The organism is Arthrobacter celericrescens, assembly GCF_003614925.1.
Lineage (GTDB): Bacteria > Actinomycetota > Actinomycetes > Actinomycetales > Micrococcaceae > Arthrobacter > Arthrobacter celericrescens.
Window position 1 is genome coordinate 63,733 of record NZ_QYLP01000045.1, and the last position, 26,870, is coordinate 90,602.

26 protein-coding genes are annotated in these 26,870 nt (G+C 68.1%); 1 reads left to right on the forward strand and 25 read right to left on the reverse strand.

Annotated features, from left to right (window positions below; all coding sequences use genetic code 11):
• Window positions 1-63 precede the first annotated feature (63 nt).
• The 11 genes from coaBC to pyrR form a co-directional block, all read right to left on the reverse strand.
• Window positions 64-1,326 carry a bifunctional phosphopantothenoylcysteine decarboxylase/phosphopantothenate--cysteine ligase CoaBC gene (coaBC, locus tag D3654_RS10420; protein ID WP_120521426.1) on the reverse strand — a complete coding sequence of 421 codons (1,263 nt, stop codon included), beginning with the start codon at window positions 1,324-1,326 and terminating at the stop codon, window positions 64-66.
• Window positions 1,327-1,352: 26 nt separating this feature from the next.
• Window positions 1,353-1,613 (reverse strand): DNA-directed RNA polymerase subunit omega, encoded by a 261-nt coding sequence (gene rpoZ / locus D3654_RS10425; RefSeq protein WP_074591496.1) that lies wholly within the window; start codon window positions 1,611-1,613, stop codon window positions 1,353-1,355.
• Window positions 1,614-1,652: 39 nt separating this feature from the next.
• Window positions 1,653-2,225 carry a guanylate kinase gene (gene gmk / locus D3654_RS10430; protein WP_120521427.1) on the reverse strand — a complete coding sequence of 191 codons (573 nt, stop codon included), beginning with the start codon at window positions 2,223-2,225 and terminating at the stop codon, window positions 1,653-1,655.
• 21 nt (window positions 2,226-2,246) lie between these two features.
• On the reverse strand, window positions 2,247-2,573 hold the full coding sequence (gene mihF, locus D3654_RS10435) for an integration host factor, actinobacterial type (RefSeq protein WP_205571778.1): 327 nt from the start codon (window positions 2,571-2,573) through the stop codon (window positions 2,247-2,249).
• Window positions 2,574-2,736: 163 nt separating this feature from the next.
• Window positions 2,737-3,603, reverse strand: a complete 867-nt coding sequence (gene pyrF / locus D3654_RS10440) for an orotidine-5'-phosphate decarboxylase (protein WP_120521429.1) — start codon at window positions 3,601-3,603, stop codon at window positions 2,737-2,739.
• Complete coding sequence (carB, locus tag D3654_RS10445; protein WP_120521430.1) at window positions 3,596-6,904, reverse strand: carbamoyl-phosphate synthase large subunit; 3,309 nt, start codon at window positions 6,902-6,904, stop codon at window positions 3,596-3,598. Before carB ends, pyrF begins: the two co-directional genes overlap by 8 nt.
• Window positions 6,904-8,148 carry a glutamine-hydrolyzing carbamoyl-phosphate synthase small subunit gene (gene carA, locus D3654_RS10450; RefSeq protein WP_120521431.1) on the reverse strand — a complete coding sequence of 415 codons (1,245 nt, stop codon included), beginning with the start codon at window positions 8,146-8,148 and terminating at the stop codon, window positions 6,904-6,906. The genes carB and carA overlap by 1 nt, the downstream gene beginning before the upstream one ends.
• A 4-nt stretch (window positions 8,149-8,152) precedes the next feature.
• Complete coding sequence (locus D3654_RS10455) at window positions 8,153-8,671, reverse strand: PH-like domain-containing protein (RefSeq protein ID WP_120521432.1); 519 nt, start codon at window positions 8,669-8,671, stop codon at window positions 8,153-8,155.
• Window positions 8,671-10,020 carry a dihydroorotase gene (locus tag D3654_RS10460; RefSeq protein ID WP_120521433.1) on the reverse strand — a complete coding sequence of 450 codons (1,350 nt, stop codon included), beginning with the start codon at window positions 10,018-10,020 and terminating at the stop codon, window positions 8,671-8,673. The genes D3654_RS10455 and D3654_RS10460 overlap by 1 nt, the downstream gene beginning before the upstream one ends.
• Window positions 10,020-11,045: an aspartate carbamoyltransferase catalytic subunit gene (locus D3654_RS10465; protein ID WP_120521434.1), complete on the reverse strand. Its 1,026-nt coding sequence runs from the start codon at window positions 11,043-11,045 to the stop codon at window positions 10,020-10,022. The genes D3654_RS10460 and D3654_RS10465 overlap by 1 nt, the downstream gene beginning before the upstream one ends.
• The gene (gene pyrR, locus D3654_RS10470; protein ID WP_120521435.1) at window positions 11,042-11,623 is read right to left on the reverse strand and encodes a bifunctional pyr operon transcriptional regulator/uracil phosphoribosyltransferase PyrR; all 582 of its coding nucleotides are present in this window, start codon (window positions 11,621-11,623) and stop codon (window positions 11,042-11,044) included. The genes D3654_RS10465 and pyrR overlap by 4 nt, the downstream gene beginning before the upstream one ends.
• A 189-nt stretch (window positions 11,624-11,812) precedes the next feature.
• Here pyrR and D3654_RS10475 point away from each other — a divergent pair, with 189 nt between their 5' ends.
• Window positions 11,813-13,066 (forward strand): PrsW family intramembrane metalloprotease, encoded by a 1,254-nt coding sequence (locus tag D3654_RS10475; RefSeq protein ID WP_120521436.1) that lies wholly within the window; start codon window positions 11,813-11,815, stop codon window positions 13,064-13,066.
• A 127-nt stretch (window positions 13,067-13,193) separates the two neighbouring features.
• On the opposite strand, the gene nusB is transcribed toward D3654_RS10475, so the two are convergent.
• From nusB to D3654_RS10545, 14 genes are all read right to left on the reverse strand, one after another.
• Entirely contained in the window at window positions 13,194-13,604 is a 411-nt protein-coding gene (gene nusB / locus D3654_RS10480) for a transcription antitermination factor NusB (RefSeq protein ID WP_074591478.1), read from the reverse strand.
• Window positions 13,604-14,167, reverse strand: coding sequence for an elongation factor P (efp, locus tag D3654_RS10485; RefSeq protein WP_074591477.1), 564 nt, complete (start codon window positions 14,165-14,167; stop codon window positions 13,604-13,606). Before efp ends, nusB begins: the two co-directional genes overlap by 1 nt.
• A 161-nt stretch (window positions 14,168-14,328) precedes the next feature.
• Window positions 14,329-14,850, reverse strand: coding sequence for a tetratricopeptide repeat protein (locus D3654_RS10490; RefSeq protein WP_120521437.1), 522 nt, complete (start codon window positions 14,848-14,850; stop codon window positions 14,329-14,331).
• Window positions 14,847-15,938 (reverse strand): 3-dehydroquinate synthase, encoded by a 1,092-nt coding sequence (gene aroB / locus D3654_RS10495; RefSeq protein ID WP_120521438.1) that lies wholly within the window; start codon window positions 15,936-15,938, stop codon window positions 14,847-14,849. The genes D3654_RS10490 and aroB overlap by 4 nt, the downstream gene beginning before the upstream one ends.
• Window positions 15,935-16,453, reverse strand: a complete 519-nt coding sequence (locus tag D3654_RS10500) for a shikimate kinase (protein ID WP_120521456.1) — start codon at window positions 16,451-16,453, stop codon at window positions 15,935-15,937. The genes aroB and D3654_RS10500 overlap by 4 nt, the downstream gene beginning before the upstream one ends.
• 47 nt (window positions 16,454-16,500) lie before the next feature.
• Window positions 16,501-17,700, reverse strand: coding sequence for a chorismate synthase (aroC, locus tag D3654_RS10505; protein WP_120521439.1), 1,200 nt, complete (start codon window positions 17,698-17,700; stop codon window positions 16,501-16,503).
• Window positions 17,701-17,729: 29 nt separating this feature from the next.
• The gene (locus tag D3654_RS10510) at window positions 17,730-18,584 is read right to left on the reverse strand and encodes a shikimate dehydrogenase (RefSeq protein WP_120521440.1); all 855 of its coding nucleotides are present in this window, start codon (window positions 18,582-18,584) and stop codon (window positions 17,730-17,732) included.
• Window positions 18,581-20,365, reverse strand: coding sequence for an endolytic transglycosylase MltG (gene mltG, locus D3654_RS10515; protein WP_205571783.1), 1,785 nt, complete (start codon window positions 20,363-20,365; stop codon window positions 18,581-18,583). Before mltG ends, D3654_RS10510 begins: the two co-directional genes overlap by 4 nt.
• Window positions 20,346-20,951 carry a Holliday junction resolvase RuvX gene (ruvX, locus tag D3654_RS10520; RefSeq protein WP_120521457.1) on the reverse strand — a complete coding sequence of 202 codons (606 nt, stop codon included), beginning with the start codon at window positions 20,949-20,951 and terminating at the stop codon, window positions 20,346-20,348. Before ruvX ends, mltG begins: the two co-directional genes overlap by 20 nt.
• Window positions 20,952-20,962: 11 nt before the next feature.
• Entirely contained in the window at window positions 20,963-23,641 is a 2,679-nt protein-coding gene (gene alaS / locus D3654_RS10525) for an alanine--tRNA ligase (protein WP_120521442.1), read from the reverse strand.
• Between the two features lie 109 nt (window positions 23,642-23,750).
• Complete coding sequence (locus tag D3654_RS10530; RefSeq protein ID WP_280960107.1) at window positions 23,751-23,981, reverse strand: DUF6167 family protein; 231 nt, start codon at window positions 23,979-23,981, stop codon at window positions 23,751-23,753.
• Between the two features lie 35 nt (window positions 23,982-24,016).
• Complete coding sequence (locus tag D3654_RS10535) at window positions 24,017-24,391, reverse strand: DUF948 domain-containing protein (protein ID WP_120521444.1); 375 nt, start codon at window positions 24,389-24,391, stop codon at window positions 24,017-24,019.
• Between the two features lie 145 nt (window positions 24,392-24,536).
• On the reverse strand, window positions 24,537-25,163 hold the full coding sequence (rpsD, locus tag D3654_RS10540; RefSeq protein WP_074590894.1) for a 30S ribosomal protein S4: 627 nt from the start codon (window positions 25,161-25,163) through the stop codon (window positions 24,537-24,539).
• A gap of 228 nt (window positions 25,164-25,391) precedes the next feature.
• Window positions 25,392-26,852: a replication-associated recombination protein A gene (locus D3654_RS10545; protein WP_120521445.1), complete on the reverse strand. Its 1,461-nt coding sequence runs from the start codon at window positions 26,850-26,852 to the stop codon at window positions 25,392-25,394.
• Between the last annotated feature and the right edge of the window lie 18 nt (window positions 26,853-26,870).

The window sequence follows — 26,870 nt, forward strand, 5'->3', positions numbered from 1 at the left end:
CTTGGTTGAGGGACAACGGCCGGTGCCGTGTGTCCCCGTGCTAAGGATGCTGCCGATGCGGCGTCAGCCGGCGGGCGAAACGCGGTCGAGCTCGGCGGCGATCCGGTCAATGACGGCGGCGGCGACGTCGGCCTTGGACCCGGCGGCCGACTGCGGCACGGCGCCATGCCCGGAGAGGATCACCACGGAGGTCTCATCCTGGCCGAAGACCCGGCCGATGCCGACGTGGTTCACCACCAGCAGGTCGCAGCCCTTGCGGGCGAGCTTGGCGCGGGCGTGTTCCAGGACGTCGCCATCGGCGTCGCCCGTCTCCGCGGCGAAGCCGACGATGAGCTGGCTGCCGTGCGTCCCGCCGGCGTGGGCACTGCCGCGTTGTTCGACAAGTTCGCGGAGGATGTCGGGGTTCCGCACGAGCCGGACCAGCGGTGCGTCCTGGTCGTCCTTCTTCTTGATTTTCGTGTCAGATACCTCGGCGGGCCGGAAGTCAGCCACAGCCGCGGCCATGATCACGACGTCGGACTCCGGCGCGGCGGCCAGCGCCGCCTCCCGCAGTTCGAGCGCCGATTCGACGCGGACCAGCTCCACGCCCGACGGCGGTTCGACGTCCATGTGGGCGGCCAGGAACCGTACCCGGGCGCCGGCGTCGAGGGCGGCCTGGGCGAGGGCAGCGCCCTGCTTGCCCGAAGAGCGGTTGCCCAGGAAGCGCACGGGATCGAGGGCTTCGCGGGTGCCGCCTGCGGTGATGGTGACGGTGCGTCCGGCAAGGGGCCCGGGCGTTAACGGGGAAACAGCGACCGCAGCGGCGCCGGCCAGGGCCAGCGCGGCGTCGAAGATCGCTTCAGGTTCCGGCAGCCGGCCGGGGCCGGAGTCGGCGCCGGTCAGGCGCCCGACGGCGGGTTCCAGCACGGTGGCGCCGCGGCTGCGCAGGGTTTCCACGTTGGCCCGGGTTGCCGGGTGCTGCCACATTTCACTGTGCATGGCGGGGGCGAAAAGCACCGGGCCATGCGCCATGAGGAGCGTGTTGGTGAGCAGGTCGCCGGCCTGGCCGGTGGCCGCCTTGGCGAGCAGGTCCGCCGTCGCGGGGGCCACCACGATGAGGTCCGCCTCGTGGCCGAGCCTGACGTGGTTGACCTTCTCGACGTCGTCGAACACGCTGTTGCTCACGGGCTTGCCCGAGAGCGCCTCCCAGGTGGCCGTCCCGACGAAGCGGGTAGCCGCTTCGGTGGGAATGACCGTGACGTCGTGTCCGGCTTCAGTAAAAAGCCGGAGGAGCGATGCAACCTTGTAGGCTGCGATCCCTCCCCCGACTCCGAGGATGATGCGCACGTGGCCCCCGTCTACAGGCTGACTGCCTACTCGGCCGATTCGATCGGCGTGGATACGAGCAGGCCCTCGTTGATCTCGCGCAGTGCGATGGAGAGGGACTTCTCGTTCAGCTTGGTGTCAACGAGCGGGCCGACGTATTCGAAGAGGCCCTCGTGCAGCTGTGCGTAGTACGCGTTGATCTGGCGTGCACGCTTGGCGCCGAAGATCACCAGGCCGTACTTGGAATCGGCGGCCTTAAGCAGCGAGTCGATCGGCGGGTTGATGATGCCTTCAAGGTTCGTGGACACGAATTCTCCAAATTCTAGCGGGCTGACAGTTCCCGGCGCTTAGCGCTGGTGCGGGGTAAGCCCCATGAGTGAAACAAGCTCGTCCGCTGCCCGTCGGACGTCATCGTTGATGACGGTGTGGTTGAACTCCGGTTCAGCGGCAAGTTCCAGTTTAGCGGTTTCCAGGCGGCGCTGCTGTTCTTCCGGGGTTTCCGTGCCGCGTCCCACCAGGCGGCGCACCATTTCCTCCCACGAGGGCGGTGCCAGGAAGACGAAGTTGGCGTCCGGCACCGCGTCCTTGACCTGGCGCGCGCCCTGGAGGTCGATCTCGAGCAGGACGGACTTGCCTTCGGCGATGGCCGCCTCAACGGTGCTGCGCAGGGTTCCGTAGCGGTTGTGACCGTGCACCACGGCCCATTCGAGGAGCTGGCCGTCCGCGACCAGGGAATCGAACTCGTCGGCGCTCTTGAAGAAGTAGTGAACGCCTTCCGTCTCCCCCGGGCGCGGCGCCCTGGTAGTGGCGGATACCGACAGCCAGACTTCCGGGTAGTTGTCGCGGATGTAGGTGGATACGGTTCCCTTGCCGACGGCGGTGGGGCCTGCGAGGACGGTCAGTCCCGGTTTCTTGCTCACGTGATCCTTCGGGGTGAGGCGCTAGACGCCGTGTTTGTCTTCCATAAAATCTATCAGCGCCCGGGATTGGTGGACGCCAAGGCCCCGGAGCCTGCGCGAGGCCGCAATGCCAATCTGTTCCATGATCGCGGCCGCCCGGACGGGGCCGACGCCCGGTACGGCTTCCAGCAGCTCGGCCACCCGCATCCGGGCCAGGGCTTCGTCCTCGGCCGCGAGGCCGATCAGCCCGGCGATGTTCAGCTCGCCCTTCCGGAGGCGTTCCTTGGCCTGGGCCCGGTGCGCCCTGGCTTTGGCCGCCTTCGCAAGGGCATCGCTACGTTCCTGTGCAGACAAAGCCTTCAGAGCCACTGGTCTCCCCATTCTGTGCACCACTGTGCCCGCAGCGCAGTGGACTACCCCGAAGCTACCGGCATCCGCGCCGTGAAAGCAACGCGGAGCCGGTGCCCGCCTGGTGGCGGGTACCGGCTCCGTGTGCAAGGAGCGCCCGACGGCGGCCCGCACCTGGCGTGGCTCAGCTGGCGAGCAGTCCGTCCCGGGTTTCTTCGGTGGCCGCGCGCAGCCCGGCGACGGCGGGACCGGCGGCCAGGATGCCGCGGCTGGAGGTTGCGAGGACGGCCGGATACGCGGCACCGAAGGTGCTGCGAAGATCCGCGGCGGTGGCCCCCTGGGCGCCCAGCCCGGGCGCCAGGAGCGGCCCGTTGACCGCGTTGAGGTCCAGGCCCAGGTCCGCCAGGGCACTGCCGATGGTCGCGCCGACCACCAGGCCCACCGAGCCCAGCGCGCCGTCGTAGCGCCCGTTTTCGACGGTGGCCGCTTCCACGATGCGCTTGGCCACGGATTCGCTGCCGCCCACGTGCTGCACGGACTTGCCCTCGGGATTCGAGGTCAGTGCCAGCACGAACACACCGCGTCCGTACTCGGCGGCCAGGTCCAGGGCGGGGCGCAGCGACTCGAAGCCCAGGTACGGGCTCAGGGTCACGGAATCGGCCGCGAGGGCCGAACCGTCACGCAGCCAGGCATCCGCGTAGGCAGCCATGGTGGAGCCGATGTCCCCGCGCTTGGCGTCGGCGATGCTCAGCACCCCGGCGTCGGACGTGGCGGCCAGCGTGCGCTCCAGCACAGCCATGCCGGCCGAGCCGTGGCGTTCGTACAGGGCCACCTGCGGCTTGACCGCGGCAGCGAGGGAAGCGACGGCCTCCACGACGGTGAGGGAGAAACGCTCGAGTCCGGCGACGTCGTCGTTCAGTCCCCAGTCGGCCAGCAGCCCCGGGTGCGGGTCGATGCCGACGCAGAGCGGACCGCGGGCGGCCATCGCGGCGGCCAGCCGGGAACCGAAGGATTCCCGGCCGGTCCGCTGGTCAACCGTGGACTCAGGCATTGACCGATTCCTTGGCTGCGGTCAGGTTGGCCGCGTGCTCCTGCAGGCTGGTCACGGACCATTCGTAGGTGCGCTGTGCCTCGATCGCCTGCACGGCGGCGTTGAATTCAGCCACCGTGGTGATGCAGGGAATGCCGATCGAGGTCGCGGCGGCACGCAGTTCGTAGCCGTCGGAACGGGCCTCGCCGCCGGAGGGCGTGTTGAAGACCATGTCGATCTCACCGGCAACGATGAGGTCGGCGATGGTGCCTTCGCCTTCGGCGCTGGAGCCTTCGGCCACCTTGCGCACCGGGGTGGCCTGGATGCCATTGCGGCGCAGGACGTCGGCGGTGCCGCCGGTGGAGACGATCTCGAAGCCGAGGTCGGAGAGGCGCTTGACGCCCATGATCACCGAGCGCTTGTCGCGGTTGGCGACAGAGACGAAGACCTTGCCTTCGGTGGGCAGCGCGTTGCCGCCGCCAGCCTGGCTCTTGGCGAACGCGGTGTCGAAGTGCTTGTCGATGCCCATGACCTCGCCGGTGGAGCGCATTTCCGGGCCGAGCAGGGAGTCGACGACCTTGCCTTCCAGGGTGCGGAAGCGGCTGAACGGAAGCACGGCTTCCTTCACGGCGATCGGCGCGTCGAACGGCAGGGTGGAACCGTCACCGGTCTCCGGCAGCATCTTGTAGGCGCTGCGGAGCTGGTTGATGGTGACGCCGGTGCCGATCAGGGCCGCGGCCTTGGCCATCTGCACGCCGGTGGCCTTGGAGACGAACGGCACGGTGCGGGAGGCACGCGGGTTGGCTTCCAGCACGTAGAGCACGTCCGAGGCGAGGGCGAACTGGATGTTGATCAGGCCGCGTACGCCCACGCCTTCGGCGATCGCGCGGGTGGCAGTGCGGACCCGGTCGATCACGTTCTTGCCGAGGGTGATCGGGGGCAGCACGCAGGCGGAGTCGCCGGAGTGCACGCCGGCTTCCTCGATGTGCTCCATGATGCCGCCGAGGTACATGTCCGTGCCGTCGAAGAGTGCGTCGACATCGATTTCGACGGCGTCCTCGAGGAAGCGGTCGATCAGCACCGGGTGGTCCGGGGTGATCTCGGTGGCGTTGGCGATGTAGCGGGAGAGGTTGGCTTCGTCGTAGACGATCTCCATGCCGCGGCCGCCCAGCACGTAGGACGGGCGGACGAGGACCGGGTAGCCGATTTCGTCGGCGATCTTCTTGGCGTCCTCGAAGGAGACGGCGGTGCCGTTCTTCGGGGCGATCAGGCCGGCGCTGTCCAGCACGCGGGAGAACTCGCCGCGGTGCTCGGCCAGGTCGATGGCCTCGGGCGAGGTGCCCAGGATCGGCACGCCGGCGTCGGCCAGCTGCTGGGCGAGTTTCAGCGGGGTCTGGCCACCGAGCTGGACGAAGACGCCCATCACGCCGCCGGTGCGCTCTTCGGCCGCGATGACTTCGAGGACGTCCTCGAGGGTCAGCGGTTCGAAGTAGAGGCGGGTGGACACGTCGTAGTCCGTGGACACCGTTTCCGGGTTGCAGTTGACCATGACGGTCTCGTAGCCGGCCTTGCGCAGCGCCATGGAGGCGTGGACGCAGGAGTAGTCGAACTCGATGCCCTGGCCGATGCGGTTCGGGCCCGAGCCGAGGATGATCACGGACGGCTTGGCGTGCAGGCCCACCTCGTCCTCCTCGTCGTAGGCCGAGTAGTGGTACGGGGTGTAGGCGGCGAACTCCGCGGCGCAGGTGTCCACGGTCTTGTAGACGGGACGGATGCCGAGGGCCTGGCGGACGCCGCGGACCACGGCTTCGCTGTTGTGCGTCAGGGCACCGATCTGCTCGTCGGAGAAGCCGTGGCGCTTGGCGTTGCGCAGCATCTCCTCGGTGAGGGCGCCGGCCTTGCGGATCTCCTGGGCGGTTTCGTTGAGCAGCTGCAGCTGGTCCAGGAACCACGGGTCGATCTTCGTGGCGGCGTACAGTTCCTCGACGGTGGCGCCGCCCAGCAGGGCGCGCTGGACCTGGTAGAGGCGGTCCGTCGTCGGGCGCTTGGCCTTTTCGACGAGTTCGGCGACTTCGTACTCGGGCACGTGGCTGAAGTCCAGCTGCGAGCCCTTCTGCTCCAGGGAGCGGAGGGCCTTCTGCAGGGCCTCGGTGAAGTTGCGGCCCATGGCCATGGCCTCGCCCACGGACTTCATGGTGGTGGTGAGCGTCGGGTCTGCGGCCGGGAACTTCTCGAACGCGAAGCGCGGCACCTTCACGACCACGTAGTCCAGGGTCGGTTCGAAGGACGCCGGGGTTTTCTGCGTGATGTCGTTCGGGATCTCATCCAGGGTGTAGCCCAGGGACAGCTTGGTGGCGATCTTGGCGATCGCGAAGCCTGTGGCCTTGGATGCCAGAGCGGAGGAGCGGGAGACGCGCGGGTTCATTTCGATGACGACGACGCGGCCCGTGTCCGGGTGGATGGCGAACTGGATGTTGCAGCCGCCGGTGTCCACGCCGACTTCGCGGATGACCGCGATGGCCACGTCGCGCAGCTTCTGGTACTCGCGGTCGGTCAGGGTCAGGGCCGGGGCCACCGTGATGGAGTCGCCGGTGTGCACGCCCACGGGGTCGAAGTTCTCGATGGAGCAGACCACAACGACGTTGTCGTTCTTGTCGCGCATCATCTCGAGCTCGTATTCCTTCCAGCCGAGGATGCTCTCTTCGAGCAGCACCTCGGTGGTGGGGCTGTACTGCAGGCCCTGGCCGACAATGCGGCGCAGGTCGTCCTCGTTGTACGCCAGGCCGGAGCCGAGGCCGCCCATGGTGAAGGACGGGCGGACCACCATCGGGTAGCCGAGGTCCTCGGCGGCGGTGAAGGCCTCTTCCATGGTGTGGATGATGTGGCTGCGGGCGGATTCGGCGCCGCAGCGTTCCACGACGCCCTTGAACTTCTCGCGGTCTTCGCCGAGCTCGATCGCGGCGATGTTCGCGCCGATCAGTTCCACGTTGTACTTGGCCAGCACGCCGTTCTTGTCCAGGGCGATCGCCGTGTTGAGGGCCGTCTGGCCACCCAGGGTGGGCAGGACGGCGTCGGGGCGCTCCTTGGCGATGATCTTTTCGACCACCTCCGGGGTGATCGGCTCGACGTAGGTGGCGTCGGCGAATTCCGGGTCGGTCATGATCGTAGCCGGGTTGGAGTTCACGAGGATGACGCGCAGGCCTTCCTCCTTGAGCACGCGGAGGGCCTGGGTTCCGGAGTAGTCGAACTCGGCTGCCTGGCCGATGACGATCGGGCCGGAACCGATGACAAGGACGCTCTTGAGATCTGTACGCTTCGGCATTACTTGGTGTCCTCGCTGGTCTGAGCCGATGTGGTCTGGGCGGAGTTCTGGGTGCTGTCCATCAGGTCGATGAAGCGGTCGAAGAGGTACGCGGCGTCGTGCGGACCCGCGGCGGCCTCGGGGTGGTACTGGACCGAGAAGGCGGGGATGTCCAGGCAGGACAGGCCTTCAACCACGTTGTCGTTGAGGCTCACGTGGCTGACCTCGACGCGGCCGTAGCGCTCCTCAGGCGCCGTGCTGGCCCCGTCCATGGGGGCATCGACTGCGAAGCCGTGGTTCTGCGAGGTGATTTCGACCTTGCCGGTGCGGCGGTCCATCACGGGCTGGTTGATGCCGCGGTGGCCGTACTTGAGCTTGTAGGTGCCGAAGCCGAGGGCCCGGCCGAGGATCTGGTTACCGAAGCAGATGCCGAAGTACGGCAGCTTCTCGTCCAGCACGGAGCGCAGCAGCTTCACCTGGGCGTCGGCGGTGGCAGGGTCGCCGGGGCCGTTGGACATGAAGAAGCCGTCCGGGTTGACGGCCTTGACGTCCTCGAGGGTGGCGGTGGCCGGGAGCACGTGGACGCGGACGCCGCGTTCGGCGAAGCGGACCGGGGTCATGGCCTTGATGCCGAGGTCGATGGCCGCGATCGAGAAGCGGGCGTCGCCGTCCCAGCCGTGGTCCTTCGGTTCCACCACGTAGGCTTCGTCGATGCTGACTTCCTCGGCCAGGCGGGCGCCTTCCATCGGGGCGCTGGCCTTGACAGTGGCGAGCAGTTCGCTTTCGGCGGCCTTGGCGGCTTCGCCGGAGAAGATTCCGGCGCGCATGGTCTTGTTTTCGCGCAGGTGGCGGGTGATGGCGCGGGTGTCCACGCCCTGGATGCCAACGATTCCCTGCTCCACGAGTTCGGCGTCGAGGCTGCGTTCGGAGCGCCAGTTGGAGGGGCGGCGGGCAGCGTCGCGCACCACGTAGCCGGCAACCCAGATCTTGCGGGATTCGGCGTCCTCGCTGTTCACGCCGGTGTTGCCGATGTGCGGTGCGGTCTGCACCACGAGCTGGCGGGCGTATGAGGGGTCGGTGATCGTTTCCTGGTACCCGGTCATTCCGGTGGCGAAAACGGCTTCACCCAGGGCAGTGCCCGTGGCACCGTAGCTGCGGCCGCGGAACACGCGGCCGTCTTCGAGGACCAGCACTGCGGGAGCGGCGCTTGCCGCTGCGCTGGCGTCAACGTCGTTCGGATGTGTCGCTGCGTTGTTGTCCGTCACTGTCTTACTTTCCACTATCGGCTTGCGCCTGGGGGTTTGCGGAGATCAATTCTTGAAGTGCGTTGATGAGCGGCTGTTTGTCGGCGGCATGCCGGGTACGGAATCCCGTATCCAGTGTGCGGCTTCCCAGAGTCCAGCTGATGACCACGAGTCCGTCCTTCTCGACGAACTTGCCGGCCATCCCGCTGTCCTGTCGCTGGGCTAGGAGTGCCTGGCGCGGCACGAACAGCGGCTGGGAGCCTTCCCGGTCGAACAGCACGCCTTCCGGGTGCACGCTCGCTTCGGCGTTGCCGCGCAGGCCCAGGCCGTGGACCGCAATCCGGTCCAGCCAGTCCCCCGCCGTCGTCGTGGCCACGTACTGGCCCTCGACGACGACGGCGGCCGCGCCCAGTTCCGCCGGAACGGCCGGGGGCTGTTCGACGTCGGCCTGCCGCCGGAGCCGGGAGCGCCAGCCGAGCCAGATGAGCGTGAACGCCACGGCGCACAGCGCCAGGACGAGCAGCAGGGAGGCGAGCTCGTTCATCAGTTCCCGCTGACCGCGCTGGCGGTCTCCGGGTGGCGGTAGGGTGCGTTCAGTTTGCCGTCGAGCACCGTGGGGTGGCCCTTGAAGAAGGTGGCGATCACGGCGCCGGGCAGTTCCCGGCCCTTGAACGGGGAGTTCCGGCCCATGGTGGCCATCTTGTAGGGGTCCACGGTCCAGCGGGCGGCGGGGTCCACGAGGATGATGTTGGCGGGTTCGCCGGCTTCGAGCGGGCGGCCCTGGTCTTCCAGGCGGCCGATGCGTGCCGGGACGGTGGAGGTGACGCGGGCGAAGTCGGCCCAGCCCATCAGGCCGGTTTCGATCATGGTTTCCTGGACCACGGACAGCGCCGTTTCCAGCCCGGTCATGCCCATGGCCGCCTGCGCCCATTCGCATTCCTTGTGCTCGCTGGGGTGCGGGGCGTGGTCGGTGCCGATGACATCGATGGTGCTGTCGGCGAGAGCCTCGCGCAGGGCCAGGACGTCCGTTTCGGTGCGCAGCGGCGGGTTGACCTTGTAGACGGGGTCGTAACTGCGGACCAGTTCGTCCGTGAGGAGCAGGTGGTGCGGGGTGACCTCGGCGGTGACGTCGATGCCGCGGGACTTGGCCCACCGGATGATCTCGACGGAACCGGCGGTGGAGACGTGGCAGACGTGCAGGCGGGAGCCGACGTGCTGGGCGAGCAGGACGTCGCGGGCGATGATGCTTTCCTCGGCCACGGCCGGCCAGCCGCCCAGGCCGAGCACTGCGGAGACGGCGCCTTCGTTCATCTGGGCCCCGGCGGTGAGGCGCGGTTCCTGCGCGTGCTGGGCCACCACGCCGTCGAACGCCTTCACGTATTCGAGCGCGCGGCGCATGAGGACGGGATCGTGGACGCAGATGCCGTCGTCGGAGAAGACCCGCACCTGGGCGCGGGAATCGGCCATGGCGCCGAGTTCGGCGAGCTGCTCGCCGGCCAGGCCGACGGTAACGGCGCCCACCGGGCGGACGTCCACCCAGCCCGAGGCGCGGCCCAGGCTGTGGACCTGCTCGACGACGCCGGCAGTGTCCGCGACTGGGTTGCTGTTGGCCATGGCGTGCACGGCGGTGTAGCCGCCGAGGGCGGCGGCGCGGGTGCCGGTCTCGACCGTTTCGGCGTCTTCGCGGCCGGGCTCGCGCAGGTGGGTGTGGATGTCGACCATGCCGGGCAGGGCGACAAGTCCGGCGGCCTCGATGACGGTGGCGTCCGCCGCGGCCTCATGCGTGGCCGCGCCGTTGCCGCGGGCGGCGATGACGCCGTCGTGGATGAGCAGGTCCTCAGCGTCCCCGCCGAGGATGGCAGCGCCACGGATCAGGTAAGTGTTCTCTGCCATCAGTGGCTCTCCTTGGTGGACTGGGTGGTTGCGCCGGGCTGGGCGGATGCGGGAACTGCTTCGCGGGTGTCCCCGGAGAGCAGCAGATACAGGGCGGCCATGCGGACCGAGACACCGTTGCGCACCTGGTCCAGGACCGTGGAGCGCGGCGAATCGGCGGCGGCCGAGGAGATTTCCAGGCCGCGGTTCATCGGGCCCGGGTGCATGATGATGGTGTCCTTGAGGCCGAGTTCGTCCAAGGCGCGCAGGCGGGTGTCGTCGAAGCCCCAGCGCCGGGAGTACTCGCGGGTGGACGGGAAGAACGAGGCGTTCATGCGTTCGCCCTGCACCCGGAGCATCATCATGGAGTCCACGCCGGCCTGGAGCGTCTCGTCGAGGTTGTAGCTGACCTTGCAGGGCCATTCCTCGACGCCGATCGGCAGGAGCGTGGGCGGCGCCACCAGGGTGACGTCCGCGCCCAGGGTGCGCAGCAGCCAGACGTTGGAGCGGGCCACCCGGGAGTGCAGGACGTCGCCGGCGATGGCAACCCGCATTCCGCTCAGGTCCGTGCCCTGGGATTCGGTGCCGTGCAGGCGCGCCCAGTGGCGGCGCATGGTGAAGGCATCCAGCAGTGCCTGGGTGGGGTGTTCGTGGGTGCCGTCACCGGCGTTGATGACGGCGGCGTCGATCCAGTCCGTGGCGGCCAGGCGGTGCGGGGCACCGGAGGCCCAGTGCCGGATCACGACGGCGTCGGCACCGATCGCGGCGAGGGTCTGGGCGGTGTCCTTGAGGGATTCGCCCTTGGACACCGAGGAGCCCTTGGCGGCGAAGTTGATGACGTCCGCGGACAGCCGCTTGGCGGCGGCCTCGAAGGAGATGCGGGTACGGGTGGAGTCTTCGAAGAAGAGGTTCACCACGGTGCGGCCGCGCAGGGCCGGGAGCTTCTTGACTTCGCGTTCGCCGACGGCGGCCATTTCCTCGGCGGTGTCCAGGATGCGGATCGCGTCGGTGGCGCTGAGGTCCTGGGTGGAGAGCAGGTGCTTCATGCGCCGGCCTCGATCACTACCTCGTTGACCGGGGCGCCGTCGACGGTGTCGAGTTCCTCGAGGTGCACGCGCACCTTTTCGGAGGAGGCGGTGGGCAGGTTCTTGCCCACATGGTCGGCCCGGATGGGGAGTTCCCGGTGCCCGCGGTCCACCAGGACGGCGAGGCGGACGATGCGCGGACGGCCGAGGTCCACGATGGCATCGAGGGCGGCGCGGATGGTGCGTCCGGAGTACAGGACGTCGTCGATCAGCACCACGACCTTGTTGTCGATACCGGACTTCGGCAGCTTCGTGGGGTACGGGGGGCGGGCCGGCTGGCGGGAAAGGTCGTCGCGGAACATCGTGACATCGAGCTGGCCGACGATCGCGGCGGCGTCGACAGCAGGGTCCGCGGCGGCGATCTTGTTGGCGAGGCGGACTGCCAGCGGGTAGCCGCGGCGCGGGATGCCCAGCAGGACCAGGTCCTTGGAACCCTTGTTGGCCTCGAGGATCTCGTGGGCGATACGAGTGAGTGCACGGTCAATATCGCCCTGGTTCAGTACAACCCTGGACGGCACCGGTGCTGCGACATCAGTCATCGCTCGTCTCCCCTTTCCCCGCCTCACAGGACGGAATTAAAAAAGGAACATTTGCCTTCCAAAAGTATCACAGCGGCGCCCGGCGTCCGCCGGTGTGAAGGCGGCCTTCATGAGTTTTCGCTCACAGCGGCCGGGCCGTCGAGCGGGGCACGCTTTGGCGGGAGCGGAACGGCAAATAGGCTCGTTCGCATGACGACGAACCACCCCGGCCACCCCGGCGGCCCGCAGCCGGATCCACGAGTGCTCATGGAGGCCGGCGCCAACCCGACGTGGTTCGGCCGCGTCGATCCCCGCAACTACCGGCCGGCCCCGGGCACCCCGGGCGGCGTACCGGGCCAGCCCTGGCTGCCGCCGCTGCCCGCCCCGCGACGCCGGACGACGGGCACGCTTCCCCTGCTGATCGCCGGGGCCATCCTGGCGTTCGCGAGCCTCCTGCTGATCGTGCCGTTCCTGCTCGGGAACACCGGCGTCGCCGGCTTCGGGATCGGTTTCGTGGTGTCCCTGCTGCCCCTTTCGGCCGTGCTGCTGACGGTGTCCTTCATCGACCGCTGGGAACCCGAACCCAAGCGGCTGCTGGCCTTCGCGTTCACGTGGGGCGCGGCCGTGTCCATCGCCGGGACCTTGCTGATCCAGCCGCTGTTCGCGGTGGTGGCACCGCGGACCAGCGAGGCGGACTTCCGCTTCTTCATGGCCACGGTGGAGGCCCCGATCGTGGAGGAGTTTACGAAGTCGCTGGGGCTCCTGCTCCTGCTGCTGGCCGCGCGGAAGTACTTCGACGGCCCCGTGGACGGCGTGGTGTTCGCCTTCACGATCGCCGGCGGCTTCGCCTTCACGGAGAACATCCTCTACTTCGGCCGGGAGATCGCGGAGTCAACGAATCCGGGGACGGACCTGGTGCGGATCTTCATTCTGCGCGGCATCATGTCGCCGTTCGCGCATGCCATCTTCACCGGCACCACGGGCCTCATCATGGGTTTCGCGGCCCGGAAATGGCACACCGGCCACTCGGTGCTCGCCTTCGTCGTGGGGCTGCTTCCGGCGATGTTCCTGCACAACCGCTGGAACAGCATGGGCGGGGACTTCCTGGTCGAATACATCCTGGTGCAGGTTCCCATCTTCCTGGCCGCCGTCGTCGGGATCATCCTGCTGCGGGTCGCGGAGAGCAAGCTGACCCGGCAGCGTCTGCTTGAGTACGCACGCGCCGGCTGGTTCTCCCCCGTGGAGGTCGACATGCTCGCCACCGGTCGGGGCAGGCGGCAGGCCGTCCGCTGGGCGCAGGGACGCGGCAGGGAAGCGCAGATGCGGCAGTTCGTCAGGGCGGCCACGGCCCTGGCCTGCACAAGGCAGCGCATCCTGAGCGGGCGCGACGTCGGGCAGCACCAGGCGGACGAATTCCGCCAGCTGGCCGAGGTGCCCGCCCTGCGGGCCGCCGTGTTGGGGTAAAGCGTGCTGGGCTGAAGAGTGTTGGGGTGAAGCGTATTGGGCTGAAACCCCAGGACAGCGAAGAAGGCGGGCATCCCTTCGGGGATGCCCGCCTTCTTGTGCGCGTTACCGTGTATGCTGCGGGCGGCTACGCCAGCAGCGACGGCTTCAGCTTCTGGAGCCGGCCAAGGAGCCCGTTGATGAATGCCGGTGACTCATCGGTGGACATGGTCTTGGCGAGGGCCACTGCTTCGCTGACGGCGACGCCGTCGGGGACGTCCTCGTTGTAGAGCAGTTCCCAGGCGCCGATCCGCAGGATGATGCGGTCCACCGACGGCATGCGCTCCAGGGTCCAGCCCTGGGCATACGTCTGGAGGAACTCATCGATGGTGGCCTGCTTGGCCAGCACACCCTCCACGATGTCCATCGTGTAGGGGTTGACGATCAGGTCGGTCTTTTCGCGCCGGGCCCTGAGAACCTCAAGCGCAGGGGCGGAACGCTGTTCCGCCTCGAAGAGCACCTCGAGGGCCCTGGTGCGGGCCTTGCCACGGGCGCTCACTAGTCGTTGACCCGGCCCAGGTAGCTGCCGTCGCGGGTGTCGACCTTGACCTTGGTGCCCTGCTCGAGGAACAGCGGAACCTGGATCTCGTAGCCGGTTTCCACGGTGGCGGGCTTGGTGCCGGCGGAGGAACGGTCGCCCTGGAGGCCCGGCTCGGTGTAGGTGATTTCGAGGACAACGCTCGGCGGCAGTTCGAGGTACAGCGGGGCACCTTCGTGCATGGCGATCAGGACCTGCTGGTTCTCCAGCATGAAGTTCTTGGCGTCGCCGACGACCTCGCCGGACACGGTCAGCTGGTCGTAGTCCTGGACGTCCATGAAGACGTAGTCTGCGCCGTCCTGGTACAGGTAGGTGTAGTCGCGGCGGTCAACCGTGGCGGTCTCGATCTTGGCGCCGGCGTTGAAGGTCTTGTCGACCACCTTGCCGGAGAGAATGTTGCGCATCTTGGTGCGGACGAAGGCACCACCCTTGCCGGGCTTGACGTGCTGGAACTCGATGACGTTCCAGAGGTTGCCCTCCAGCTTCAGGACGGTTCCGTTCTTGATGTCGTTTGTGGTAGCCACTCGTATCCTCTTGGTTTGTTGCGCCAGACCGCTATGCCCGCCAGGGATGCCATACAGGCCGCCGGCGCTAATTTGTCAAAAATCCCGTACTTCGTGAAAAGTCCTCAACCATTCTAGCGGCAATGTCCAACTGCCGCCGTCGCGAGGCTGCGGGACAGGGCTCAGGAGGCCAGTTCGAGCACGTTCCGGGCACGCTGCAGGGCAACCGCCGAGGAATAGATGAGGGACGCGTCCGCGGCCTGGGCGACCCGCAGGTCCAGCGCCTTGGAGAACGATTCGGCGGCGGCGGAGACATTGCCGGCCACGAAGTGGGCCCGGCCCAGGAACTGGTGCACCAGCGGCTCGCGGCTGGTGCCGTGGACTTCGGCCAGGAGCTGGCGGAACAGTTCCACGGCACGGTCGAAGCGGTTCGTGGCGCGGTGCAGTTCGGCCTCGTAGATCCGCAGCTTGAAGGACTCCGGGTCGTTGCAGCGCGCCTCGGCCAGTTCCTCGGCGGCGTCGCCGAAGTGGCCTTCGAGCAGCAGGGCCATGATGCGGTCGGCGGGGTCCGTGGATTCGGCCAGGGCGGCTTCCATGGCGTCTTCGTTGACGACGTGCGGCAGCAGGGTGTCCGGGTTGACGCGGACGCCGGGGAATCCGCCGGTGGGCCAGTCCGTCATGCCTTCTGGGGTGATCAGTGTCATGATGCGATTTCCTGGTAGGCGGCAAACAGCAGGGAGGTGTCCGGCACGTCGAGGATGCCGGGCTTGGCGATACCATCGAGGACCACGAAGCGCAGGAGGTCTCCGCGGGACTTCTTGTCCCGGCGCATCCCGTCAAGCAGGCCCTGCCAGCGGTCCTTACGGTAGGTGACCGGAAGCCCGAAGCCCTCGAGGATGCTGCGGTGCCGGTCGGCGTCGGCGTCGGAAAGGCGCCCGACGCTGCGGGAAAGCTCGGCGGCGAACATCATGCCCACCGACACGGCGGCGCCGTGCCGCCAGGAGTAGCGTTCCACGAGTTCAATGGCGTGGCCCAGGGTGTGGCCGTAATTCAGGATTTCCCGCAGTCCCGATTCCTTGAGGTCTTCGGAGACGACCCTGGCCTTGACGGCGATGGCGCGCTCGATGAGTTCACGCACGACGTCGGACTCGGGGTCCACCGCTTCGGAACCCTTGTTCTCAATCAGGTCCAGGATGGCGGGGTCGGCGATGAACCCGCATTTGATGACCTCCGCCATGCCGGAGATGAATTCGTTCTTCGGCAGGGTGCGCAGGGTGTCGAGGTCGGCCAGGACGGCGGCCGGCGGGTGGAAGGAACCCACCAGGTTCTTGCCTTCGGCCGTGTTGATGCCGGTCTTGCCGCCAACGGAGGCGTCCACCATGCCGAGCAGGCTGGTGGGCATGTGCACCACCTTGACGCCGCGCAGCCAGGTGGCCGCGACGAAGCCGGCGAGGTCCGTCACGGCCCCGCCGCCCACGGAAACCACCGCGTCGGAGCGGGTGAAGTCATTCTGGCCCAGCACCTGCCAGCAGAACGCGGCCACCTGGATGTGCTTGCCTTCCTCGGCGTCCGGAATCTCGGCCGTGACGGCGGTGAAGCCGGCGGCCTCCAGTTCGGCGCGGACGGCATCACCGGTGAGGCGCAGCGCCCGGGGGTGGATCACCAGGACACGCTTGACCCGCTCCCCCAGCGTTGCGGGAAGGGAGGACAGCAGGCCGCGCCCGATCACGACGTCGTAATTGTCTGTGGCGGCCTGTCCGGTGACCTTGATGATGGTTGATTCAGTGCTCATTGTTGAACTTCCTCTTTCAAGGCCATGAAGCTTTGCAATCCTTCTTCGACCCGCAGGGCAATCTCCGCGACCGTGCCGCTGCGGACGTCGATGGTGATGTCCGCCAGGCGGGTGTAGACGGGCCTGCGGGCGTCGAACAGGGTCTGCCAGCGGGCCATCGCGTCGCCGGCGAGCAGCGGGCGGCCGCTGTTCCGGGCGATGCGTTCGGCCACCGTGTCGGCGTCGCACTCGAGGTAGACGGCGGTGCAGCCGCCCAGCAGCTGCTGGGTCCCCGAGTCGAGGACGGCGCCGCCGCCCAGCGAGATGACAGCGCCGTCCTGCCGGGAATCCTCGACGGCGCGGGCCACCGTGCGTGCCTCGATTTCGCGGAACGCGTGCTCGCCGCGGCCGGCGAAGATGTCCGCGATCGCACCGTGCTGTTCGACGATGACGGCGTCCGTGTCGATGAACGGCAGGCCCAGGTGCTGTGCGAGCTGCTGGCCGATGACGGACTTGCCGACCGCCATCGGACCCATCAGCACAATCACGGACCGGCTGCCGGCGCCGGAATTACCACGGACCACTAGTTGCCGACCGTGTCCAGGGTTGCCGGGATGTTCTCCAGGTAGGCCTTCAGGTTGCGGGCAGTCTCGGCCACGGAGTCGCCGCCGAACTTCTCGGTGACGGCCTCAGCCAGCACCAGGGCCACCATCGCCTCGGCGACCACGCCGGCGGCGGGAACGGCACAGACGTCCGAGCGCTGGTGGTGGGCCTTGGCGGGTTCGCCGGTGCGCACGTCGATGGTCTTCAGGGCACGCGGAACCGTGGCGATCGGCTTCATGGCGGCGCGGACGCGGAGCACCTCGCCGATGCTCATGCCGCCTTCGACGCCGCCGGCGCGGTTGGTCTTGCGGATGATGCGGCCGTCTTCGTCGCGGACGATCTCGTCATGGGCGGCCGATCCGCGGCGGGCCGCGGTGCGGAAGCCGTCGCCGACTTCCACGCCCTTGATGGCCTGGATGCCCATGAGGGCGGCGGCGAGCCGGGCGTCGAGCCGGCGGTCCCAGTGGACGTAGCTGCCCAGTCCCGGCGGCAGGCCGTAAGCGAGGACCTCGACGACTCCGCCGAGGGTTTCGCCTTCCTTGTGCGCCGCGTCCACCTCGGCCACCATGGCGTCCGAAGTTTCACGGTCGAAGCAGCGCAGCGGGTCCGAGTCCAGGGCCAGGACATCGGAAGGCAGCGGCAGGGGACGGCCTTCCGGGACCGACACGCTGGCGATGGACACGGTGTGGCTGACGAGTTCGATGCCGAGCTGCTTGAGGAAACGCGCCGCGACGGTGCCCAGGGCAACGCGGGTGGCGGTTTCGCGGGCGCTGGCGCGTTCCAGGACGGGGCGCGCCTCGTCGAAGCCGTACTTCTGCATGCCGGTGAAATCGGCGTGGCCAGGACGGGGCCGGGTCAGCGGGGCGTTGCGTGCCTGGTCGGCAAGCAGTTCCGGGTCCACCGGATCGGCGGACATGATCTGCTCCCACTTGGGCCATTCGGTGTTGCCGATCTGGATCGCCACCGGGCCGCCCTGCGTGACGCCGTGGCGGACACCGCCGAGGATGCTGACTTCGTCCTGCTCGAACTTCATGCGGGCGCCGCGGCCGTAGCCTAGGCGGCGTCGGGCCAGCGCCTCGCGCAGGTCATCACTGGCAAGTTCCACACCGGCGGGGACGCCTTCAACAATTCCGAGCAGTGCCGGCCCATGGGATTCTCCGGCAGTCAACCAACGCAACATATATCCAATCCTGCCATGTAAGGGGGTTACTAGACCCGCCGGGGAAGCCCGACTGAGTCGCACATCACATCTATGACATCGGCGCCGACGCTGCGGCCGCTGAACAGTCTGATCTGCTCGACCGCCTGATACAGGAGCATCTCCAGGCCCGGGACCACCGCTCCGCCGCGCCGCTGCCATTCTTCGGCGATCCGGCTGGGCCACGGGTCATAGGCGACGTCCAGCAGGACCCCGCCACCTGTGCCGGGGCCGAGGGCCGCCAGGGCGTCCGCGATGCCGTCGGCCGCCCGCGGCGGCAGGGTGGAGATCACCAGTTCCGCCGCGGCGATACCTTCGGCGGCACCATTCATGGGGAGCAGCTCGATGGCCAACCCGACGGCGTCGGCGGCCTTGACCGCTTCACCCGCCCGTCCGGCGTCGCGCACGTACACCCGGGCGCCGTCGCAGCCGAGCTCGCGGAGCGCCGCGATTGCCGCGGCGGACGTCCCGCCGCCGCCGAGCACGGCGGCGTCTGGCCGCTCGGTGACGCCCGCGTACCCGACCGCGTGGACGATCCCGGCGACGTCGGTGTTGTAGCCGATCCGGCGGGGCGCCCCGCCGTCGTTCTCGAAAGCGACCGTGTTGATCACGCCAAGGTGCGCACCGGCGCCCCGCACCTCGTGCACTTCCGCGACCATCGCCGTCTTCAGCGGCATCGTCACGGACAGGCCGCACCAGTCCGCTTGGGCGGCAACGCCGGCCATGAACTCCGGCAACTGCGCGGCGGTCACGTCGATCGCCGTGTAGCTGATGTCCTCGCCGAGCCGGGCATAAGCGGCACGGTGCAGGGCCGGCGACTTGGAGTGGCCGATGGGGTGGCCCAGGACCGCGGCACGGCGGCTCATACGCACCGTCCCGGGTTGTCGGTGCACCATGCGGTGTACAGCTCCACGTACTTGTTGTGCTCGGCCAGCGTGCTGGAGAACTTTGTTTCCTTGGTGTCCAGGTTGATCGTCACCCAGTACAGGTAGTTGTTCGCAGCGGGCTTGGCGGCGGCGTCGATGGCCGTCTTGCCGGGCGAACCGATCGGACCCACCGGCAGGCCGGCAATGGCGTAGGTGTTGTACGGGTTGCCCTTGTCCGCCTTCTGCTCATCCGTCAGGTGGAAGGTCTTCGTGCCCAGGCCGTAGGTGACCGTGGCATCGGACTGGATCAGGCCGTTCGTCTCCTTGTTGCTCGGCTTGAGCCTGTTGTAGATCGCCCCGGCGACATTCCGGTAGTCGGCCTGGCCGCCCTCGGCCTGAACGATGCTTGCCACGATGATGGCCTGGTACTGCTTGGTGGGGTCCGTGATGCCCTGTGCCTTGAGCTCGTCCATGGTTCCCGTGACGAGCTTCTGCAGGATGTCCTTCGCGCTGGTTCCCAGCGGGAAGCGGTACTCACCCGGGGCGAGGAAGCCTTCGAGGTTCTTCGCCTTGGCGGGCACGCCGAACTGGCCCGGGCTGTTGCTGAGCGCCTTGAGCTGGTCCACCGGGATGCCCGAGCCTTGTGCGATGGCATCCAGCGACTCGTTGATCCGCAAGCCCGCGCTCAGGGCGAAGTAGATGACGCCGGCCCCCTTGTCCACGAGGACCGCTACGGCGTCCGAGTTCTTCATTTCCTTGCGGAAGGTGAAATCGCCGGGCGACAGTTCGCCGCCGGACGCCGAGAAGGCCTGGAGGAACGTGGCGGAGTCGGCAACGATGCCTTCGCTCTGCAACTGGTCGGCCACCTGCTTCGGCCCTGCGCCGGGCATCACCGTGACGGACACGGATCCGGTTCCGGGTCCGGGGTAGTCCGTCACCCTGTCCATGCCGAGCAGCGGTTTGAGGAACTGGGCGCCAAGCGCCACGGCGGCGACAAACACCGCGAAAGTCAGGAACAAGGCCAGCCCGCGGCGGCGGCGCCGGACCTTCTTGGATGCCTTGGGTTCGGGCTCGACGGCGGCCAGCACCGGGTGCGGCTCGGTCTCGTCGTGGTGGACTTCCTCGTGGAAGTCCGCGTAGCCGCCATGATGGTGTGCGGCGCCGACGTGGTGCGCCCCGTCGTAGTGGCCGTGGTGTTGGTCCTCGTAGGCGTACGCCGGTTCCCCGGGATGAGCTTCGTGTGCCTCGTGGCTGTCATCGGCGGACAGGCCGTCGTAGGCGGAGTGCGCGTGGCCGGCAGGTTCCCCGGCGGCGTCCTGGTGCACGGGGAGTTCCGGATCCGCCGCGGGTTCCGGGTGTTCGTCGTGCGCGGCGGGTTCCGCGTGCAGCGCAGCTTCCACTTTCGCCGCGGGTTCGTCATCCACGACGGGTTCATTCACCGGCTGGGGCGGCACGACAGGCCGGTGCGCGGGTACGGCGGGCACCGCGCTGGTCGCAGGGGCCGGGTCAGCAGCTGTCTCAGCGTCAGCGGCAGGTGCGTGGTGCCCCACCGGGTCCGGCTGCCTGGCGGGAGGCACCGGCTCCGGATGCTCGGCGGCATCCGGGAAAGCAAACGGCTCGCCGAAATCCGGGGTCTCGGGGACCTCGGAAGCAGGGAGGGGGACCAGCAACTGCTGCTGGGTTTCCAGATAGCGCTCCCTGGCCCGCAGTTCGCGGCGCGTCAGGGGGCGTCCGGCGGGCTCGGGTGTTTCACCGGAGGGGTCATGATTGACCGGGCTCACGATTGCCTTCCGCTCGTTGGGAATCTGTCTCAGTTGCTGGACCAGACCCGCCCGCGCCGGCTCCCCCGGTCTGCGCGGACTCTTCGGCCGGAGCGGGCGCTGACACGCGCCTGCCGACATCCTGGCCCCTGGATTTCTGCATCTCGATGGCGTGCTGCAGGATTCCGGCCGCAGCAAGCTGATCCACCACTTTACGGTGATCCTTGCTGCTCAATCCAGCTTCGTGCAGGTTCCGATGGGCCGAAACCGTGCTGAGGCGTTCGTCGATCAGGTGGACAGGAATGTCCAAACCGGCCCGGCCCAGCGCCTCCGCGAGCAGCATTGCGTACTCTGTGGCCATGCGCGCGGACGGACCTTCCTGGCCCTTCAGGGTCCTCGGAAGTCCGACGAAAATCTGCACGGCACCGCGTTCGCTTGCCTGCCGGACGATGACTCCGACGTCGGAATTCTTCTTCGCATCCCGGCTCAGCGTCCTGAGCGGACTGGCAAGGATGCCGTCCGGGTCACAGGCCGCAAGCCCGACCCGGACGGTTCCGACGTCGACCCCCAGTTTCACTCCCCGGGGGTAAGTACCGTGGTCCGGCATGGAGTCCGGGATCACCGCGCGGCGATCGCGTCCACGACGGCAGCGAGGGCAGGCCCGACCTTGGCTGCGTCCGTGCCGCCGCCCTGGGCGACGTCGTCCTTGCCGCCACCGCCGCCGCCGAGGATGCCGGCGGCCACGCGCACGAGCGCACCGGCCTTCACGCCGGCGCCGCGGGCGGCGTCGTTGGTGGCAACGATGATGACCGGGCGGTCGTTGCTGACGCCGGCCACCGCGACGGTGGAGGCCTCGGATCCGAGGCGGTTGCGCAGGTCCATGGCGAGGCCGCGGAGGTCGTCCGCTCCCCCGACCTGGCCGGCGTCGTGGGCGATGACACGTACGCCTGCCGCGTCCTTGGCGCTGGCGAGCAGGTTCGCTGCCTGCGCGGCGAGCTGCTCCTTGCGGAGGCGGTCGAGTTCCTTCTCGGTGGCCTTGAGCTTGTTCAGCGTTGCGGAGATGCGGTCGGCGAGCTGGCCGGACGGGACCTTCAGCATCTCGGTCAGCTCGGTGACGAGGGCACGCTCGGCGGCCAGGTGGCGGAAGGCGTCGAGGCCGACGAATGCCTCCACGCGGCGGTTTCCGGACCCCACGGACTGTTCGCCCAGCAGCGAAAGGCTGCCGATCAGCGACGTGTTGGCCACGTGGGTGCCACCGCAGAGTTCACGGGACCAGGCGCCGTCGATCTCCACGACGCGCACTTCGCTGCCGTAGTTCTCGCCGAACAGGGCCATGGCGCCGAGGGCCTTGGCTTCGGCCAGGCCCATGACCTTGGTGTCCACGCTGAAGTTGTTGCGGATGGCGATGTTCGAGACCTCTTCGATCTCGGACCTGGTGGCCGGGCTGAGGCCCTCGCCCCAGGCGAAGTCGAAGCGCAGGTAGCCGGCCTTGTTGAAGGAGCCGCGCTGGGTGGCTTCCGGGCCGAGGATCTGGTGCAGGGCGGCGTGGACGATGTGCGTGCCGGTGTGCGCCTGCTCGGCGGCGTGGCGGCGTTCGCGGTCGACGGCGGCGCGCACCAGCGAGGCTTCCGCGATCTCGCCTTCGCGGACGATCGCCTTGTGCACGCTCAGGCCCTTGACCGGGCGCTGGACGTCGAGGACCTCGACGACGAAGCCGTCGCCGGTGATGAGGCCCTGGTCGGCGGACTGGCCGCCGGCCTCGGCGTAGAACGGGGTCTCGGCGAGGACGAGCTCGATCTCGTCGCCGGTGGAGGCGTGGGCGAGGCGCTTGCCGCCGCTGACGATGCCGCGGACGCGGGATTCGCCTTCCAGCTCGCCGTAGCCGGTGAACACGGTCGCGCCCTCGGCCAGGAGTTCCTGGAACACGGCGACGTCCGCATGGCCGCCCTTCTTGGCCTTGGCGTCGGCCTGGGCGCGCTGGCGCTGTTCGAGCATGAGGCCGCGGAAGCCGGCTTCGTCGACCTTGAGCCCGGCTTCTTCGGCCATTTCGAGGGTGAGGTCGATCGGGAAGCCGTAGGTGTCGTGCAGGGTGAAGGCGTCCTCGCCGGAGAGCGGGGTGCCGGCGGCCTTGGAAGCCACCACGGCTTCCTCGAGGCGGGCGGTGCCCGACGCGATGGTGCGCAGGAAGGCCTTTTCCTCGGCGTAGGCGATGCGGCTGATGCGTTCGAAGTCGGTCTCCACCACGGGGTAGACGCCCTTCATGGCGTCGCGGGAGGCAGGCAGGAGGTCGGGCAGGCACGCCTTTTCGACGCCGAGCAGGCGCATGGCGCGCACGGCGCGGCGGATAAGGCGGCGCAGCACGTAGCCGCGGCCTTCGTTGGAGGGGACCACGCCGTCGGAGATCAGCATCAGGGCCGAACGGATGTGGTCGGCCACGACGCGCATGCGGACGTCGTCGGTGTGGTGCGGATCGTCGTCGGACTCGGCGGAGGTGTATTCCTTGCCGGAGAGCTCCGCGGCCTTGTCGATGACCGGGCGCACCTGGTCGGTCTCGTACATGTTCTCGACGCCCTGCAGGATCATGGCGAGGCGTTCCATGCCGAGGCCGGTGTCGATGTTCTTCTTGGGCAGTTCACCCACGATGTCGAAGTCCACCTTGGAGCGCACGTTCTCGATCTGGTACTGCATGAACACGAGGTTCCAGATTTCGATGTAACGGGTCTCGTCGGCCAGCGGGCCGCCCTCGATGCCGTAGGCGGGTCCGCGGTCGTAGTAGATCTCGGAGCAGGGGCCTGCGGGGCCGGGCTGGCCGGTGGACCAGTAGTTGTCGGCCTTGCCCATGCGCTGGATGCGCTCGGCCGGGATGCCGGTGTTCTTCAGCCAGAGTTCCTTGGCTTCGTCGTCCTCTTCGTACACGGTCACCCAGAGGCGCTCGGCAGGCAGGCCGTAGCCGCCGTCGTCAACGCTCTTGGTGAGCAGTTCGAAGGCGAACTTGATGGCGTCTTCCTTGAAGTAGTCGCCGAAGGAGAAGTTGCCGCACATCTGGAAGAAGGTGCCGTGGCGGGCGGTCTTGCCCACCTCTTCGATGTCGCCGGTGCGGATGCACTTCTGCACGCTGGTGGCGCGGGTGAAGGCGGGCTCTTCGCGCGCAGTGAGGTACGGGATGAAGGGAACCATGCCGGCCACGGTGAAAAGCAGCGAGGGGTCGCTGGACACGAGCGACGCCGAAGGAACAGCGGTGTGGCCCTTGCTGACAAAAAAGTCCACCCAGCGCTTGGTGATCTCCTGCGACTTCATTAGCTGATTACTTACCCTTCTGAAACCTGACTCAATGCGCGGGCGGCAGACGCCGTTCCCGCAGCTTCCAATTCTGCCCTGTTGTTGGCGGTAGGGCGAACCGCGGCGGCTAGCGGCGGGCGGCGCCGTCGTCATCCAGGCCCAGCGCGGCCCGGAGTTCGCTCTCCCGTTCGCCCATCCCTGCCCGCACGGCATCCGCGAAGTCGTAGATGCCGTCGGCCAGCCTGCCCACCGCGCGGTTGAGCCCTTCGGCACCGAGGCCTTCCTTGGCTTCGCTGATCTTGCGGAATGCGATCACGCCGATCGCGACCCCGATTCCCATCCAGACGATTCTTTTCACGATGTTCCTGACTTACGGGTGCTGGTTGATGGGGTTCAGCGGCTGCGGCGGCCGGACGAGGGCTTGCGGCGGGCGGTAAACGCGGAGCGGACGCCGTAGCTGAAGGCGGCCACCTTGATGAGCGGGGAACCAAGCGTGGCGGCGACCAGCGAAGAAAGGGCCGAGATGTTGGCCGAGGCGTCCGAGACGTTCGAGGCGATGCCGTCGACCTTCTTCAGCTGCTGGTTGGTGGTGGAAACGGTGGCCGTCACTTCGTCCATCAGCGGAGTGGCACCGTCGCTGATGCTGCGGATGGAGGTGCGGACCTCATCGAACACCCGGCCGAGCTTGAGGATCGGCACCGCCAGCAGGAGGACAAGGAGGGCGAAAACCCCGGCCGCGATCAGTCCTGCGATATCGCCACCAGTCATGTTCTCTCATCTCCTTGCGTCGCGTGTTTGGCGGGCCGGCCTGCGGAAACTCCGGCCGCCGTCCTGCTGTTCTCCCCCAAGTACCTTACATACAAAGAAGCCCGCGGCGCGTGCCACGGGCTTCTTTGTATACGTTCGCTGGAATTTAGCGTGCGTAGAATTCGACGACGAGCTGCTCTTCGCAGGTCACGGGGACCTCGGAGCGCTTCGGGCGGCGAACCAGGCGTGCCTGCAGGGCGTCAAGCTTGACGTCCAGGTAGGCCGGAACCTGGGGCAGAACGTCGCGGTGCGCACCTGCTGCTGCAACCTGGAACGGGGCCATGGTTTCGCTGCGGCTGTGGACGTGGACGAGCTGGCCTTCGGAAACGCGGAACGACGGGCGGTCCACGCGGACACCGTCAACCAGGATGTGGCGGTGCACAACCAGCTGGCGGGCCTGGGCGATGGTACGGGCGAAACCGGCGCGCAGCACGAGGGCGTCGAGACGCATTTCGAGCAGTTCGATCAGGTTTTCACCGGTCAGGCCCTTGGTGCGGCGTGCTTCTTCGAATGCACGGGTCATCTGGGCTTCGCGGATGCCGTACTGGGCGCGCAGACGCTGCTTTTCGCGCAGACGAACGGCGTAGTCGGAGTCCTGCTTCTTGCGGGCGCGACCGTGTTCACCGGGGCCGTACGGACGGCGCTCCATGTACTTGGCGGCCTTGGGAGTCAGGGCGATGCCGAGCGAACGCGAAAGGCGTGCGGTACGGCGAGCACGAGTGTTGTTAGCCACTTGTGTCCTTCCAAATTACTGCGGTGTGTTGATGTAACTGGCCTCCATGTGGGAGAGCATCGGCCAACCGCCGCCTTTTGCTACTGCTCCGCGGCACAGCACCGTCAAAGAAAATCTTCGACGGAGGTTGCGCCCGGACCATGCCAGACAAGCATCAATCCTAGCATCCCGTGGCAAGGGCGGCCGCCGGGCGTGCCCGGGCTTCCAGGACTTGTCCGGCTAACGCGGCTACTTCCCCCGGACGATCTTCCGCAGCCGCTCGAGCCGGGGCGCGATCTCCCGCTCGGCACCGTTCGCGGTGGGGTTGTAGTAGTCCTTGCCTACCAGGTCGTCCGGCGGGTACTGCTGGGTGGCCACCCCGTGCGGGGCGTCGTGCGCGTATTTGTAGCCCTGTCCGTGGCCCAGGCCCTTGGCGCCCTGGTAATGCGCGTCGCGCAGGTGCATCGGGATTCCGCTGCCCAAACCTGCCCGGACGTCGGCGATTGCGGCGTTGATGCCCATGTAGGCGGCATTGGATTTGGGTGCGGTGGCGAGGTGGACCACGGCCTCCGCCAGGATGATCCTGCCCTCGGGCATCCCGATGAGCTGGACGGCCTGGGCGGCGGCGACCGCCGTCTGCAGTGCGGTCGGGTCCGCCATGCCGATGTCTTCGGACGCGGAGATCACGATGCGGCGGGCGATGAAGCGCGGGTCCTCCCCGGCTTCCAGCATGCGCGCCAGGTAGTGCAGGGCGGCGTCGACGTCCGAGCCCCTGATGGACTTGATGAACGCGCTGGCCACGTCGTAGTGCTGGTCCCCCGCCCGGTCATACCGCACGGCGGCGGAATCCAGCGCGCGTTCGGTGTGCCGGAGTTCGACGAGCAGCGCGGAGTCCGCGTCGGCAGCCGCGGCGCTGCCGCCGTCGTCGTCCTTTTCGGTGCCGCCCTGGCCGGGATGGTCGTGGCGGTCACCGAAGGCGACGCCGGCAGCCGCCTCCAGCGCGGTCAGCGCCCGGCGGGCGTCCCCGGCCGAGAGCCGGACCAGGTGTTCGAGGGCTTCCGGGCTCAGCTCGACTGTCCCGCCGAGGCCACGCGGATCGCTGACGGCACGCAGCAGCAGTCCTTCAATGTCCTGGTCGGTGAGCGGCTTCAGGGTCAGCAGCAGCGACCGCGACAGCAGCGGCGACACCACGGAGAAGGAGGGGTTTTCGGTGGTGGCGGCCACCAGCACCACCCAGCGGTTCTCGACGCCGGGCAGCAGCGCGTCCTGCTGGGCCTTGTTGAAGCGGTGGATCTCGTCGAGGAAGAGGACCGTGGTGGTCTTGTACAAGTCCCGCGCCGTCAGGGCCTCGTCCATGACCCGGCGGACGTCCCGGACTCCGGCAGTGATCGCTGAGAGCTCCACGAACTTCCGGCCCGGGCCGCGGGCAATGACATGCGCGAGCGTGGTTTTGCCGGTGCCCGGCGGACCCCAAAGAAGCACGGAACTGGGACCGGCCGGGCCCGCGGCGTCGGCACCTGCAGCGAGCTGGCGCAGCGGCGATCCCTGCCCCAGCAGGTGCTGCTGGCCGACTACTTCGTCGAGGTTCTTCGGGCGCATGCGGACGGCCAGTGGCGGAGCCTGCCTTCCGTTGTCGCCCGTGTCCTGGTCCGTGTAGCGGCTGCCGGTGTCGTCCACGCTTTCGGCGCCTGAACCAAAGAGATCTTCCACACGGACTAGGCTACTCAT

Coding starts and splice junctions, on each gene's coding strand:
- D3654_RS10490 (WP_120521437.1), bottom strand. CDS start 14,850: ATGACACTGATCACCCCAGAAGGCATGACGGACTGGCCCACCGGCGGA.
- aroB (WP_120521438.1), bottom strand. CDS start 15,938: ATGAGCACTGAATCAACCATCATCAAGGTCACCGGACAGGCCGCCACA.
- aroC (WP_120521439.1), bottom strand. CDS start 17,700: ATGTTGCGTTGGTTGACTGCCGGAGAATCCCATGGGCCGGCACTGCTC.
- D3654_RS10465 (WP_120521434.1), bottom strand. CDS start 11,045: ATGAAGCACCTGCTCTCCACCCAGGACCTCAGCGCCACCGACGCGATC.
- pyrR (WP_120521435.1), bottom strand. CDS start 11,623: ATGACTGATGTCGCAGCACCGGTGCCGTCCAGGGTTGTACTGAACCAG.
- D3654_RS10460 (WP_120521433.1), bottom strand. CDS start 10,020: ATGGCAGAGAACACTTACCTGATCCGTGGCGCTGCCATCCTCGGCGGG.
- carB (WP_120521430.1), bottom strand. CDS start 6,904: ATGCCGAAGCGTACAGATCTCAAGAGCGTCCTTGTCATCGGTTCCGGC.
- D3654_RS10500 (WP_120521456.1), bottom strand. CDS start 16,453: ATGGGTCCGATGGCGGTCGGCAAGTCCGTCATCGGCCAGCAGCTCGCA.
- alaS (WP_120521442.1), bottom strand. CDS start 23,641: ATGAAGTCGCAGGAGATCACCAAGCGCTGGGTGGACTTTTTTGTCAGC.
- D3654_RS10475 (WP_120521436.1), top strand. CDS start 11,813: ATGACGACGAACCACCCCGGCCACCCCGGCGGCCCGCAGCCGGATCCA.
- ruvX (WP_120521457.1), bottom strand. CDS start 20,951: ATGCCGGACCACGGTACTTACCCCCGGGGAGTGAAACTGGGGGTCGAC.
- D3654_RS10510 (WP_120521440.1), bottom strand. CDS start 18,584: ATGAGCCGCCGTGCCGCGGTCCTGGGCCACCCCATCGGCCACTCCAAG.
- D3654_RS10455 (WP_120521432.1), bottom strand. CDS start 8,671: ATGAACGAGCTCGCCTCCCTGCTGCTCGTCCTGGCGCTGTGCGCCGTG.
- D3654_RS10535 (WP_120521444.1), bottom strand. CDS start 24,391: ATGACTGGTGGCGATATCGCAGGACTGATCGCGGCCGGGGTTTTCGCC.
- pyrF (WP_120521429.1), bottom strand. CDS start 3,603: ATGCCTGAGTCCACGGTTGACCAGCGGACCGGCCGGGAATCCTTCGGT.